Here is a 15,324-nt window from a genome sequence, read left to right as displayed (position 1 = left end):
GCTGAGTCCTGAGTGCTGAGTAAATTAAGAAGTACTCACTACTTTTGAACTTGGGTTTTTGCCCCACCCGCAAGTGGCGTGGAATCTTTTCTTTTCAGGAGAAGGTTGATACCCGACCTCTTGTGGCGTGGTCTTTTTACTCAGCACTCTTCATTCGCTGGTTAGAGACCTTAGTGTATTCCGACTCTGAAAGCAAGCTGAGCCATAGCGTCAACCACAGAAGATAAGCGATGTCTACGACGGGCTATACGCCGGGAGCATCTGTTTGAGATGTTTGAGCATCTTCAACAGTACTGGCAATTGGGAAAGAAATCGGATTAGTAGATGGGGTTAGTGAATCTAGCTGGGGTTGTTCGAGTGATGCTTCAATGTTTGAATCAGCAAAGTAGGAGCCAAAGATTTTATCATAGTTAGAAGCAACAGCTAAAAAAGCGCCACCCAAAATATAGATAGGTAATGGCAGATTAAATTCTTGCAACCAGTCAAACAGTTCCGCCAAGGCAAACAGCACGAAGAAGCAGGCAAGCCAAACCTTCATATTTTTAATTCCCTGGATTGAAACAACTCTATTACTAGCTTAAATAGCTTGCATAATAGTTGATGTAGTATATAATCTAATACGCTTGGGTTAAGGCTAGCACTCTTTGTCAAAGTCGTTTTTTTTAACGTAGACGCGGAGCGGCTTGCCGCAGGCTACCACAGAGGCGCAGAGAAGCCAGTGCGCCCTTGCGGGTTCCCCGACTTGTAGCAACTGGCGCGACACAGAGACAGAAGAAGGAGAACGAAAAAACTGTATTGGTATATAATCACTAACTTACAACTTCTATAACCCTAAATAGATGTAGTCAGAGTTATAGCATCTGGGATATTCCAATATCTAGTAGAAAAATAAAAATATATTTATCTTATATCAAGTTCGGGCGATCGCACTTACCGCCCATGCTGGAGAAATTAACGCCAAGCAAGTACTAAGAGCCGGATTTCACTCTTGATCTTGCCAAACCATTAGAGCCAACCTTTGTTAGTAGAAGCTATCGCTAACTTAATAGCTGATTAAAGCCAACGACTCCCTCACGAGAGCCGTTGCCCGATCATCATAGACCTGCATCTACCTGTTTACGGTTACTTGATATTATCAGGTGTGATGGCTTGATATAGTAGAGTAGGAACAATCGCCTGTTTGATATCTATCTTACGTGGGATGACTTTTTCTGCAAAATAAAAATCAGCAACGCCCTGCTGTTGGGCAATGATCGCAGGTGTCAGTCTTCTCAATCTATAAGCACTACGGCGTACCACCTTTTCTACAATTGATACATCTAATTTCAGTTCAGGAGCTAAATCGTTGGCAATTATGGTTGGGTTTTTTTCAGCAAATTCTCCAGCCTTCTGTGCTTCCTCTAAAAACACTCGCACCAATCCCGGATTTTGGGTGACAAATGAACGCCTGCCAAGATAAAATCCGCCTAGAGTGTTAATTCCGGCTGCATTTCTCAAAATCCGAATCGGAGTAGTATTAGTACTTTGCACAACAGCTAAAAAGGGATCGCCACCCACCCAGGCGTCAGCCTTGTCTTGAAGAAAGGCGTCGCGGGCTTGAGATGGAGTCAAAGCAACGATTTGAATATCGCTAATTTTTAACCCTACGTCTTGCAAAGCTTTTGCTAGTAAATACTGTGCATTTGACCCTACCTGAAAAGCAATTTTCTTACCTTTAAGATCCGCTACTTTCTTAATGGGAGAATTAGCTTTCACCACAATACCTTGGTTTGTACCATTGGTGGGCGTGCGTCCAGCAATATAGACAAATTCCGGGATGCTTGCGGTTGCGGCTTGGGAAAATATTGGAGGTGTCTCTCCGACATTACCGATATCCACCTTACCTGCATTCAGCGCTTCTATCAATTGCGGCCCTGCTGCAAATGGCCCAACCCAATTCACAGTTACACCCAAGGCTTTGAAACGTGGCTCAACAACTTTTCTGACTTTGACAATATCACCAGAACTTTGATAGGCCAAGTTAATTACTTTGACGTTTGTTTGCGCTTGGGTGCTTTGCACAAGGCTACCCACAAACGGAGATAATAAAGCAAATAGTCCCAGTGCTGAATATTGGACAATACGCTTTAAAACTGTGCGGCGTTTTGGTTTAAATGGCTTATTCATCAGTTGTGATTTTCCTCGTAAGTTTTAGGTTTTAAGTTGTAACCCATATTCTGCACTTCAAAATGTATTATATAAATAATTCAAAAATAATTACCAATAATGGGCATATTATCAAGTGTTAATACTGACAATTATTGATAGTTTGGCTATGCTTGTGGTTAGATTGCGTAGGCGCAGTCCAACCTAGACATCGCTAGATTTTGTAATCTTTATTTATTACAAAATGAATTGCAGAATGTGGCTTGTAAGTCTTACTTTCAAAAACAAGTAAGATAATTGGAAGTTGTTCTGTCAACCTCCTAGAACACCAATTTAGTATTAAAACTTGAGATTGCACTAATTCAACAAATCTCTTTTTGGTTTTAGTAAATTGGTATTCTAGTTAGTTTGAAAAAACTTAGCGATGTTTTTAGCTATTGCTAAAATGATTCGCATTTATTTAAAAATCAAGTCTGGGGATTTGCAAAAACTGGCTTTTCCTTAATTAGTCTTTTTTAGCATGAAGCATTTAAAGGGATGCGAGATTGGGTATTGGAAAACTCTCAATACGGTTCGGTTAAGGTGTACAGTCCTTAATGATCCCCCTTAGTCCACGCCAGGTCTTTCTCCCTTCTCTACGAGACGCTCCGCGAAGGCGCTAGCCTCTCCCTTTGGGAGAAGGGAAGACGCTGCGCGAACAAGTCGGGAAACGCGCCGTAGCGCACTGGCTTCCCCTAAAAAGGGGGAAATAGAGCCATTCTTAGCCCCCCCTTTTTAAGGGGGGTTGGGGGGATCAAGTCTTATCCAAACCGTATTGGAAAACTCACAACCCGGCATTACAAATAACGCTATTCTACTGATTATTGTTGACTTTTGTTTTAGAGTACTGCTAAACATTTTACACCTGTAGGTTAAATGTAAATATTCAAAAAACGATATATAAATCTTGTCTCATTACATGAGTAAAATTTGGTTTTAGTATTTTTAGTTAACAGAATTAACTGTTAATTACAGGTTATATTGTATCGGGTTTTGTATTTAAATAAAGTATTGATAAACACTTGTTTTTAGACTGAATAATATTTTTTATTTAGATAGCGGTTTCTAATCACATAAGGTACATCATCGCCCCCTCCTCGCTTGCTCTTAGGGGTTGGGGTTCTTGTACCTCACTTAACCGAGAACCGCTATATATTTATTAACCAATTGCCTGGGTTTAAGTTGCTTGACCTTCTCTCAAACCTAACCCCCAACCCCTTCCCTACTAGCGTTCGGGAGCAAGAATCAAAGTCTCGCGGACTGTGGGGGAGAGGAATGGAAGTGGGGTTTTAAGGATATAGTTGCACATCACATTACTATTTCATCTGCTTGAGAATTTGGAATGTTTGATCTGTTTTTGCTGTTGATGTACGTTTATGTCCCCAACCAACCTTTTCACGGTAACTACCCAGTAGCCCGACTTCTGCCAATTCTGCCTCGTTAACTGAAGTCTGCATATCGCTTTCTGGTGCAACATAAAGAGCATCAACTGGACAATACAATTCGCACATATAACAGGTTTGACAGTCACTCTGTCTGGTAATAGTCGGTGGTGCATCAGGTACTCTGTCAAACACGTTAGTCGGGCAAATGTTCACGCAAATATTACATTTTATGCACCGCGACTCGCTGACTAACTCAATCACACTAACGCTCCTATTTTAGATAAAGACTTTTCTGTACTCTGTAAAGGCTGACTCTTCACCCAGACTTGATCTAATCCGCCACTAATCAGGTGATGTTGCTGGTTAGGATCAAGTTCTGGATAATCTAAGTGTCTGTGCATACCACGAGTTTCTTTACGTTCAATCGCACTGCTATACATCCATCGCGCTGTCGCTACCATTGCCGCAGCTTCTCGCGCCCGGATTAGCTCTTTATCTGATGTTACCTGGCTACTGCGGAGTTCTTGCCAAAGATGATTTAACCTACCCAAAGACTCGGTTAAGCCTTGTTCTGTACAGAAATAGTTCTTTTCGTAGGGGAATACTTCAGCTTGGACTGCCTGAATCACTTCATCAGTTGCCAAGGTTTGAGAGCGATCGCTCCCACTCTGTAATACTACCTCTCCAACACCATTAAGGCGGCATTGAGTTTTGTGTTCTCCCAAACTGCGAGTATATTCAGCAGCCGATTTCCCTGACCAATAGCCAGAAGATATTGCCCAAGCCGCATTGTGGCTACCACCACCAGTAAATCCGCCACAAATCAGTTCGCGTGTAGCTGCATCTCCAGCCGCATAGAGTCCCCGCACAGAACTGGCACAACTCTCATCTACAATCCGAATCCCTCCTGTACCGCGCACAGTTCCCTCTAGGCGCAGAGTCACAGGGAAACGTTGGGTAAATGGATCAATACCTGCACGGTCAAAGGGTAAAAAGAAGTTGGGCTGTGCTAAACGCATAGATGGCCGCATCGATTCCGCCGCTTTATCTATGATGGCGTAAACTGGCTGTTGCAGTAATGTTTGGGCAATTATTGAACGTCTATGAGAACTTGCCCCCGGAATCACAGTACCATCTTCATGGGTGAAGGTTGCCCAATTATAAAACAAGGTTTTGGTAACTGAAGAAAAAGCGGGAGAGATGCCGTAAGCATTGGAAAATTCCATACCCGACCCGACATCTCGGCACCTGCTTCCGCCGCCATTAAATAACCATCCCCTGTCAGGACGTTGCATCCTAACGCTTTACTGAGAAATGCACAGCCACCTGTTGCGATAATTGTGGACTGCGATCGCACTAGCCATTTCTCACCAGTCTGACGGTTCACGCCTGATGCACCACCAACAGCACCATCGTCATCAACCAGTAATTCTAAGGCAGGGCTGTTGTCTAAAATTTTGACTCCGGCCCGTTGAATTTGTCGCCGCATCAGCCGCATATACTCCGGCCCTTGCAGCGATCGCCGATAGGGTTTACCTTCATCATCGGTAGGAAAGGGATAACCCCACTCTGCTAACTGATTAACGTTTACATAAGTCTGATTCAGTACCCGATCCATCCAATTGCGATCGGATAAAAACCCACCCAACGATTCTCGACTCGCCTTTGCTGTTTCTCGTGCTTCTGGATCGGGTGGCACATACCACACACCATTACCAGATGCCGCAGCACAACCAGTTGTGCCACAATATCCTTTGTCTACGAGAATCACTCTCGCTCCATTTGATGCAGCACTCCATGCCGCCCAAGTTCCAGCAGGCCCACCTCCAATCACAAGCACATCTGCTTCTAAGTCGAGTTCAAAATCGGTTCTTAACGTCTTCAGCATCTACAATTTCCCCCCATCGATAAAGTCTTAAGCATCAAGTCTTCACCCCATCAATGCTGCAAAATAATATTTGTAAACCTGTTTGTCTATCTACTTGACAGCTTACTAGTTGCCTTAAATTGTGACTCCTTAAGACAGGTTGCCACTAGATTGGCATCCATGAACTACTTTAACTTGATCGATAAACCGTAGTTTTAACATAACAAAGCTTCTCACAGTTTTCGACAAAAAGCAAGCATTTTAACAAACAAATTCAAATATAAAGTTATGTAAATAAATTTGGTTATCAAAAAATTGGGTCTAAAACCCCGTCCACAACGACCACGCTCAGTGCATCGCTTATACGACGGCTTTTGGTATAATTAATAGTAGAATGCTGCTTTCTCTTGCGGGAGGCTCAAAGCCAAAGCCTGTGGAGCGAACGTAAGACCTATTACCCTTCGGGAGGTGGAGGCAGTTGCTATGAAGCAGGAACCCAAATAGTAATGTTTGGGAATCACCGTGGCTTTAGTCCGGTGAGGATGTCAACTCTCGCAATGGATTTGCTTTTTAACGTGAGTTCGATAGGATTCTGAAGAACCCCGCTTTCATTCGTCTTTCCGCTTGCCTAACGGCAGGCTGATGCCAACGGGGAGAGGCTTAAAAACCCGATTATTTCGTACCAAGTTGTAGATTTTTTGCCCCTTCCCTTGTAAGGAAGGGGTTGGGGTTAGGTTCTGTCAAACTGACGTTTTTTTACACCAAGTGTTCGCGGAGCGTAGCTTGCTTCTCCGTAGGAGTACGTCACACTCGCAATGACATTGTGTAATTAGTTCTGTCCAACTAGTTACCGTAATTTATTAAAATCTAAAGAGAGTACGAACCCAAGCAAATAAACTATCAGGATTGCTGGAATCAGAGTCCGGTGCAGTAATCCAGATCAAACCCGGCGTAATCTCAATATTATCTCCGATTTTATATTGATAGAATGCCTCAATGTGCAGGGAAGTATCTTTGTCCGCTTGTCCGGCACCTGCTCCCAAATCTACACTCTTGCTGAGACTGATCATTTTCGGCTCCATACCAACTAAAACCCCCCCTAGAGCACCTTCCTTAAAAAGATCCGGGAATGCCAGTCCTACCGCCCAATCCATCGCTTCGCCATCTCCGCGTCCCAAATAGCGGTGTGCTGCATAACTTACCCACCCATTGATTGCCAACTTGGGATTAACTTGATAGAACGCCTGTAGACCATAAAGGTTGCCCAGAGTTCCCGCTCCGGCCACGGTGCTGTTTACTAGGTTACTCCCAACTGCTGGACCGAAATTTGTTCCACTAAAACCTATGGTATTTGCTGGGCTATAGGTATTAACGTAAGTTGCCGCCAACCGAAAATTCCTATTAGAAGAGTAGTATATTAACTGTGCTAAAGCTAAATACCTGCCTTTAAAGAAGCCATTATTAGCTGTCGGATTGTTGCCGTTTGGTGCACTGTACGCTAATCCTAATTGAACCTGTTTGCCTAATCCCTGGAGTATGGCAATTCCGGCACCGCTATCTCCATAGTTATAGACCAAAGACCGCCGTGAAAATCGTGAAATCCCATTAGCACCAGTCGCAGAAGACGATTCAAAATATGGGTTAATGGGACCAGAAAGACCTATTTCACTAGCTCCATCAGACAGGGCATAAATGTTGACTTGGGTATTTGGATAAGGTAGAAACCGATAGCGGACACCACCGAGAATAATCTGATTGCGTGCAAAAGTAATACTGGCGTTATCAGCAGTTCTCCCCTCATAAGTTCCCAATAATCCAGCTCTTGTTTGTCCCAATGATTCAATACTTCCACCTGAGAGTGTTATACCTAATGAATCTTTACCGTTAAAACTGGTGTTTAACCGTAAAGAAGTTAAACCTTGAAGTGTGGGATTGTGAGCTGCGGGTGTCTTGGTGAGGACGTTATTGCCCGCCAGAACTGAGCCAACAACAATCTGAGCTCGACCGATAAGTTGGGTTGTGGTGGAAAACTGAGTTGATTCTAACTTCGCACTTCGCACTTCTAAGGTATCTAAGCGTCCCCGAAGTTGAGCAAGTTCTGGAGAAAATTGTTCTTGTAGTTTTTTGATCGCATCCAAGTCTTCCCGTTTAACTAAATCTGTCGTTGAAGTTGCTATTAGTTCATTGAGGCGATTTAAAGCTGCATTCAACCCAGCCGCAAATTCATAGCGCGTTAGGGGACGATTCCCTTTAAATGTGCCATCTGTATATCCTGTAATTACACCGTAGCGCTCAACTAGAGACTGTAATGCTTGAAATGCCCAATCTGTCGGCTTAATATCTGACAGTTGTGAGACTGATGTCACTTGCCCCGCAGCATTATTTGTAGCTTTTTTACTAGTTGGCGGTGCAACTTCCAACAATTGCGATACAGGTGTCACTTGCCCTGTGACATTAGTTGTAGCTTTTTTACTACTTAACGGTGCAATTGAAGTTTGTACTGTTTGATTGATAACTCCTTCTGGAGCTTTATTCACTTCTATTTGGACAGTAGAAGCATCAGATTTAGGCAGTTCAGCTTTATTTTTTGCCGGAGAAAAAACCAGGATAATTAGAATATCTAGCAACGAAAATAGGAACATTAGGCATCTATAATTCCAGCGAAAATTAGACATGACTCTTCAACTCCTCAACCTTAATGATGAATAAACTAGCTCTAATTTGGACAGATAAACCAGTGCGAATACTTGATGCAATCTCGCTGCTCAACCATTAGAAAACAACCTGAGCAAAGGTTTCACTAGGGAGAAAAGTAGCAATCTCCTATAGATATCGAAACCAGTATTAAGCAGTTGAATGTAGAATCCAAAAGCCGCAGTAAAACCGCCTTTGAAATCCTGTTTTTTTGCTTACACTGCACAAAGTTAATCAATGATTACTGACATTGACTAAAGCTTGATTTGGATTCGATTTATTATCTGCCAATTAAAATTAGCTGAAAACCCTAATTTGCAATCAGCTAGATTTTGACAGCATCAATTGTCAGTTAAATACGATAAGTCGATAGAATTACCGTATTTTGTGTAGAATTATCTTTGCATAGAGCTTGGTACAATGCAAGACCCAGTATTTTTTGATGAGGTGAAAATATGAAAATATGTCAAAATTATTGGGTAAGTCATACCAATTCTCTATGAAGATGCGCTAAAGCATATTTAAGTACAAGAAAGAAAACGAACCGCATACTCCTACGTCCAAGCAAGCTACGCGCAGCGTCTCCTTAGCGCGGCCTCTCGTAGAGAAGAGTTGGACGCATACCACTTCCCTACGGGACGCTACGCGTAGCTTGTCCTCCGCAGGAGTACGTGGAAGGAAGCTACGCGTAGCGTCTGCTTGGCGCAGCCTCTGGTAGAGAAGAGTTGGACAGAAAGAAGTTAAAAGGGTTTGGCGCAGCCTTATAAAGAAATGGTATCAATTCACCAACTGCGATCGCGTAGTGTGCCGTAGGCGATCGCCGCAGATAATCAGTCGGTAAAAACGTAATCAGTACGTGGACGATTCACTCAGGAATTACTTCCCCAGGTGCGGCTGCACGGATGGCAGCAACATTTGACCGAATTTCTAAAGGAAGATTGTTGATTAATGTCGTGACAGGTGGCGATTTGGTGCAACGGGCTGGGGATGGTTTGCATCTTAGTCATGACGATCGCTATGATTTAACCGATGAATTTCTCAGTGTTTGGCAGGGTATTGTCAGTAGGGAAACAGTGGATTTTAAAGGAAACTACCTCGATATCAAAGGCGGTAAACTCTTATTTCCACCAGTTCAAAAACCCTATCCACCCTTATGGTTTGGTGGTTCATCGCCTGCTGCCAAGCGAGTTGCTGCCAAACACATAGATGTTTACCTGACTTGGGGCGAACCACCACAGCAAGTAGCCCAAAAGATTGCTGAAGTTCGGCAATTGGCAGCCCAACAGAACAGTACGTTTTAGGATTCGCTTACATATAATTGTGTAAGAAACCGAGTCTGCTGCTTGTGATGCTGCCAATGAGCTAATTAAATATGTGGATGAGGGTGCGATGCGATCGCTCATTAATAATGCGATCGCTACCTCGTACTGTTCCAATTTTGAGGCAAATACTCAATTAAAATTTTAAAATCAGCGTGGTGCACTGCGTCGGTTTTATCTGTATGCAAGAGAAACTGCGACTTTTAGCTGTTAATTCAATATGAAATAATACTTCTATAACACCCTCTTAGTTGATTACGGATTATAAGAAAGAGATTTTTGATTCATAGATTCAGGCATGAAGCCGTAACAATCTCTAACCAAATAAAGTGGGCGTCCTTTTACTTCGTCATAAATGCGTCCAATATATTCACCTATTATCCCAAGGCTAAGTAGTTGTACTCCCCCTAAAAAGAGTATTGCCACCATTAAAGAAGCATAGCCAGGAATATCAATTCCGAAAAGCAAAGTCCGAATTACTAAAAAACTAGCGTACAAAAATGAAATTAAAGATATAACAAGACCAAGGTAGCCCCAAACCTTTAAGGGTATTAAACTAAATCCAGCAATCCCATCAATAGCAAAGTTCCAAAGTTTCCAATAATTCCATTTAGTAGTTCCCTGATAACGTTGAGGGCGATCGTATATTATTGAAGTTTGCTGAAAACCAACCCAAGCAAACAAACCTTTCATAAAACGATTCCGTTCTGGCATTTGTTTGAGAGCATTCACTACGCGTCGATCTAGCAAACGAAAATCCCCAGTGTTCGGAGGGATTGGCACATTACTCAACTTACCAATCGTTTGGTAGAAAGCAGCAGCAGTAAAGCGCTTAATCCAGTTTTCTCCTTGACGTGAGCGACGAGTTGCACAAACCACATCATAACCTTCACGCCATTTAACAATTAGCTCCTCAATTAATTCCGGTGGATCTTGGAGATCGGCATCAATTGGGACTACTGCTGCACCTGTTGTATAGTCAATACCAGCCGTTAGAGCAATTTCTTTGCCAAAGTTACGGGACAAGTTAACCACCTTAATTGCAGAATTACGGTAATGATGTTCAACCAAACATTTAAGAGTATTATCTTTACTACCATCATTCACACAAACAATCTCATATTTCATCTTTAAACGAACTAATACTGACACTAATCGTTCCAATAGGTAGTCTATATTGGGTTCCTCATTGTACATAGGAACTACTACAGAAATTTCTACATTGTCATTGTTTATAAGCATCTAGAAAACCTCATACTTCGCTTGACACTCAAAGAAACAGACATAAAATCAACTCTTATGTTATGGCAAGAATATGGTTTAATTATCTTGAGGATCTTTGTCATTTTCTGATGATTTAACAACCTCAACGCCCTTTGAGGGAAATGTGCGACGACGACGATACCATGTTGCTACTGCTACTAGCATTCCAGTTAGTGACAAAGCTCCAATCACTGGCAAGAAATCTCCTGTACTAAAAGCCTTTAAACCGTAACTGCCTAGCAATACAAAAGGTAGGACGCCAGGAACCGTGCCCAGGCTTGTACCCAGAACATAATCTTTAAAACTGACCGAAGTTAGGCCTGCAGTGAAGTTCACTAAACCATAGGGCATAACTGCTACCAAACGAATAGCAAACATATAAAATAATCCTGCCCGACGCACCTCAGCATCCATCGCTTGCCATTTTCCGCCTAGTCTTTTGGCTACCGCTTCACGTCCAATAGTCCGGGTAAAAGTAAAAGAAACAATTGCAGCAATAATTGCCGCTAAACTAGTCCAAAGAGTCCCTAATACTGGACCAAAAATTGCACCACCAGTTAAATTAAGTGCTGTTGAGGGCAGAATAAGTACAGTTGCTATAACATACACAAGAATATAAATAATCGGTGCCCATATCCCAGCAGACTTCAGCCAAACTTGAATTTGTGCTGGATCAATGCCGCCAAGAAGATATACTGCTATGGCAGTCCCAATAGTGCAAATTAGTGTGAGTAGTAAAATACTACCTTTCAAGTTACCCACTAGAATTTTACTCCTATTCTTTTATACACAGTTATTCTTTTATACACAGTTCATATTCTCTCACATTTCTTCTTTAATTAATTATTGAAAACTTTGATTCTGGAATCTAGAGAAAATAATTACTAAGAGATAGCTACAGTCATGGGATGTGCATATTGGCTGGTTGTCCTCGAAGCTGGAATCAATATTAAGTAATATATTTGCTAAAAAAGCTATAGCTGTTCCCCAATACCTCCTAACTAAAAAGAACACAAGATGGCCGCCAAAACTCCTCTTTTCTAAGGTAACGAATTTGTAATTACAACTTTAAAATATTAAACCTATTAGATAAGCTTGATGGTTCAATATCAATCTTCTTAGCATCTTTTTCTAATATATTTAATACAAGATAACCTTGATTATATTCGTCTTTTTCTCGCAAAAATCTCTTAATTTCGTTTATTTTTGCTTTCCAACCTTGGAAATAACATATAAACTTATTTTTTTTATTTTCTACCACTATTACAGATATGTATATAGGTTCAGATTTAAAAGCAGATTTTTCTTGAGCTTTAATATCGTCGTCTGTAAGAATATTTGTTTTTTTATACTCAACCTTTATATCTTTTGACATAAGTTGCATTTGAACCACTGCCGGAATCGTATCGCCAACTACAAAAATTGGCTGATCTTTCGGCTCTAATTGTTGTAATTCGTTACCTAGCTGTCTCACTGCGTAAGAGTATTTTTTTGAAAGTGGCACAGAATAAGAGTATTTATAGCTTATGAAAACAGAAAATATTAAAATTACTGCGAGTGTTACTCCTGTGTTTCTATTATTTTTTACAAAGGATTTTATTGTTGGAAAAACATCTGATAAGAAGATTGCAATACTAATTGCTACAACAGGGGATATATAAATAAAATGACGGGCTGGAAAAGGATTTGGTAGCCAAAATATGTAATTTAATAAGACTGTTGGTAAGACAAAAAATAGATCCGAATAACGATGTCTTTTATACAGCAAATATATGCAGGATATCAAAAATATTAAACAAACTAAAGGATTCAAGCCCCAAATAAACAGTAGGTTACCACGCAACAAATTATCAACATATCTAGCAGGATTATTCCATAATAAAAGTTGAGCAAATATTCCATTACTGTTTTCATCAATGTATGGAAGTTGAGATTGCATCACTTTAAAAACAATTAATGGAAAAAAACTATATAAAATTGAAGTAGAAACAATCTTTTTAAAAGGAAAATTATCGAGAAGAAGACAGGCTGGAATTAGAGGGAACATTAGTATTGCATCGAGCCTGAACATTAAACATAAAGCAAAAACAGCGATAATTAGTATGTCCAATAATATTAACCTCTTCCATCCTAACCTCATTGATGTTAGGAACGAACGATAACCAATCAAGGCTAATCCTATGAACATGAATAATATAGCTTCAGTCATGGGATGTCCATATTGACTGGTTGCCCTCCAAGCTGGGATAAACATTAGTAATATATTTGCTAATAAGGCTACAGATGTTCCCCAATACCTCTTAACTAAAAAGAAGAAAGGTAGAACCATTAAAATAGCACTCAAGGCATTTATATAGTTCATAAAAGGAATTATCAAAGCCAAATTTGTTTTAAAAATTGGCGTAAAAAAATCTAACAATGCAAAGTATGCAAAAGAGATATCACGACCGTAAAGCATAGCGCTTCCTAATGGTTTATTAGATGTGATCGAGTCAATAAGACCCATTGCCATTCGGAAGGTATCTCTCTCTCCTAATGTATCTTTGTATACAATAGTCAAGTAAAGGCTACTAGCTAATCCTAGTAATATAAGTATAGGTAATGCAATTTTAGTATTTTCTTGTTTCATAGCTGTTCAATAGAAAGCTTCAGAGTAACTTTACCATACCGAGTCAAATTTCAAAATATTTTAAGTAAAATTGAGTTATGTCAAGTAACCAGCCCTTTTAAGATGTCTGATTTACATCTTTTTTCTGAGCTAAAATCTTATAAATATGGACTCTACTGCTAGGTCACGGACTTATCGGGAACCATAACCTTTATTCAAGCACCACCTTGTGGAGCGGACTTTGATCATGAAGGTCGTTCTAAAATATAAGCTTCTAGAGAAAACTTGTATTCTCGACGATAGCCATACTTGCTCTAAAAGTGTCATGATTGCCAGCATTGTCCACAAAAAAATCAATTGTGTGGATAGTTATTCTTTATGAATCGTTAACCTCGACTGGCTTTGTTAAATAATTACCTGTAAAATACTGACTATTAACTACGGCAATTCGGTCGAGTTACCGTTTAATATTATCCTTATACTTTATACCTTGACAGATATGCAAATTTTCTGGTTTATTCCGACTGGATCTCATGACGGACGCTATTTAGGCACAGATATTGGCTCTCGTGTGATCACATTTGATTATTTACAGCAAATTACCCAAGCTGTAGATAATTTGGGCTACACGGGCGCATTGTTACCCACAGGGAGTTCTTGTGAAGATGCTTGGATTACCGCCGCGGCTTTTATCTCTGTCACCAAGCAGATGAAATTTCTCGTGGCAATTCGCCCAGGAATTACTTCCCCAAGTGCGGCTGCCCGGATGGCAGCAACATTTGACCGAATTTCTAAAGGAAGATTGTTGATTAATGTCGTGACAGGTGGCGATTTGGTGCAACTGGCTGGGGATGGTTTGCATCTTAGTCATGACGATCGCTATGATTTAACCGATGAATTTCTCAGTGTTTGGCGGGGTATTGTCAGTGGGGAAACAGTCGATTTTAAAGGAAACTACCTCGATATCAAAGGCGGTAAACTCTTATTTCCACCAGTTCAAAAACCCTATCCACCCTTATGGTTTGGTGGTTCATCGCCTGCTGCCAAGCGAGTTGCTGCCAAACACATAGATGTTTACCTGACTTGGGGCGAACCACCACAGCAAGTAGCCCAAAAGATTGCTGAAGTTCGGCAATTGGCGGCCCAACAAGGTAGAACAGTACGTTTTGGGATTCGCTTACATGTAATTGTGCGAGAAACCGAATCTGCTGCTTGGGATGCTGCCAATGAGCTAATTAAATATGTGGATGAGGGTGCGATCGCAAAAGCTCAGAAAAACTTTGCTAGTTCTGATTCTGAAGGACAACGGCGCATGAGTCAACTACATAGTGGTAGTCGAAAAACCTTAGAGATTAGCCCCAACCTGTGGACAGGAATTGGATTAGTGCGGGAAGGTGCTGCTACGGCTTTAGTTGGAGATCCCGACACCGTTGCCGCTAGGATGCTGGAATATCGCAATTTGGGCATAGAAACTTTCATTTTCTCTGGATATCCGCATTTAGAAGAAGCGTATCGCACTGCTGAATTATTATTTCCACGCCTACCTTTGCAGAGCGAACCTGCACCTTTAACGCCACCAGTTTTGAGTCATGTTGGCGAAATCGTCACCAATGAAAAATTTGCTAAACAACTAACGAGTACTTGATGATTCTACCAATTTTAGATTTGGGATTTGGGATTAAGCAAAAACACCAAATTCGATGCTTCTAGATTCATCCTTGTGAACAATCTAAAATCTAAAATTCGAGGCTAATGAGTGGCCATACGTCTAAATTTTGATCAGATAAATGGCGTAGTTTACCGCCGTAGGCATCGCTCGTGCCTGGGGTTGATTATGTCATTTTAGATTTCGGATTGTGAAACATCGATTGGATAAGCGTTTCAGGTTTGCATCTGTCTCAATGATTTTTCAAATTGGTATAACTCCAGACTAGCCCTTTCAAGGTGGATAAAAATTTTGGACAAGAAATTCCTCTTTAACCTCTTAACTCTGTGTTCTCTGCG

8 protein-coding genes and 2 pseudogenes are annotated in these 15,324 nt (G+C 41.0%); 2 read left to right on the top strand and 8 right to left on the bottom strand.

The window, feature by feature from the left end; all coding sequences use genetic code 11:
• Positions 1 to 244: 244 nt before the first annotated feature.
• The 5 genes and pseudogenes from V7K15_RS20800 to V7K15_RS20780 all read right to left on the bottom strand — a co-directional run bounded on the left by V7K15_RS20800 (position 245) and on the right by V7K15_RS20780 (position 8,111).
• Entirely contained in the window at positions 245 to 538 is a 294-nt protein-coding gene (locus V7K15_RS20800) for a hypothetical protein (RefSeq protein WP_334908302.1), read from the bottom strand.
• A gap of 584 nt (positions 539 to 1,122) precedes the next feature.
• Positions 1,123 to 2,166, bottom strand: coding sequence for an aliphatic sulfonate ABC transporter substrate-binding protein (locus V7K15_RS20795; RefSeq protein ID WP_334908300.1), 1,044 nt, complete (start codon positions 2,164 to 2,166; stop codon positions 1,123 to 1,125).
• Positions 2,167 to 3,500: 1,334 nt separating this feature from the next.
• Positions 3,501 to 3,830: a 4Fe-4S binding protein gene (locus tag V7K15_RS20790; protein WP_334908298.1), complete on the bottom strand. Its 330-nt coding sequence runs from the start codon at positions 3,828 to 3,830 to the stop codon at positions 3,501 to 3,503.
• Positions 3,827 to 5,457 (bottom strand): annotated as a pseudogene (locus V7K15_RS20785) (FAD-dependent oxidoreductase). The gene V7K15_RS20790 and the pseudogene V7K15_RS20785 overlap by 4 nt, the downstream one beginning before the upstream one ends.
• Before the next feature lie 839 nt (positions 5,458 to 6,296).
• The gene (locus V7K15_RS20780) at positions 6,297 to 8,111 is read right to left on the bottom strand and encodes an iron uptake porin (RefSeq protein ID WP_334908296.1); all 1,815 of its coding nucleotides are present in this window, start codon (positions 8,109 to 8,111) and stop codon (positions 6,297 to 6,299) included.
• 882 nt (positions 8,112 to 8,993) lie between these two features.
• Between V7K15_RS20780 and V7K15_RS20775 the strand changes: the two are divergent.
• Positions 8,994 to 9,522 (top strand): annotated as a pseudogene (locus tag V7K15_RS20775) (LLM class flavin-dependent oxidoreductase); the annotation flags it as partial.
• Between the two features lie 182 nt (positions 9,523 to 9,704).
• Here the strand turns inward: V7K15_RS20775 and V7K15_RS20770 are convergent.
• The 3 genes from V7K15_RS20770 to V7K15_RS20760 all read right to left on the bottom strand — a co-directional run bounded on the left by V7K15_RS20770 (position 9,705) and on the right by V7K15_RS20760 (position 13,341).
• Complete coding sequence (locus V7K15_RS20770; RefSeq protein WP_334908294.1) at positions 9,705 to 10,691, bottom strand: glycosyltransferase family 2 protein; 987 nt, start codon at positions 10,689 to 10,691, stop codon at positions 9,705 to 9,707.
• Positions 10,692 to 10,769: 78 nt separating this feature from the next.
• Positions 10,770 to 11,474: a TVP38/TMEM64 family protein gene (locus tag V7K15_RS20765; RefSeq protein ID WP_334908293.1), complete on the bottom strand. Its 705-nt coding sequence runs from the start codon at positions 11,472 to 11,474 to the stop codon at positions 10,770 to 10,772.
• Positions 11,475 to 11,772: 298 nt separating this feature from the next.
• Positions 11,773 to 13,341, bottom strand: a complete 1,569-nt coding sequence (locus V7K15_RS20760; RefSeq protein ID WP_334908292.1) for a hypothetical protein — start codon at positions 13,339 to 13,341, stop codon at positions 11,773 to 11,775.
• A gap of 478 nt (positions 13,342 to 13,819) precedes the next feature.
• On the opposite strand from V7K15_RS20760, the gene ssuD reads away from it, so the two are divergent.
• Positions 13,820 to 14,965: an FMNH2-dependent alkanesulfonate monooxygenase gene (gene ssuD / locus V7K15_RS20755; RefSeq protein ID WP_334908291.1), complete on the top strand. Its 1,146-nt coding sequence runs from the start codon at positions 13,820 to 13,822 to the stop codon at positions 14,963 to 14,965.
• Positions 14,966 to 15,324: the final 359 nt, after the last annotated feature.

It is taken from the genome of Nostoc sp., from assembly GCF_036919815.1.
GTDB lineage: Bacteria > Cyanobacteriota > Cyanobacteriia > Cyanobacteriales > Nostocaceae > Nostoc.
The sequence above is the reverse complement of the archived record's forward strand: the minus strand, read 5'-3'. Positions and strand labels throughout refer to the sequence as shown.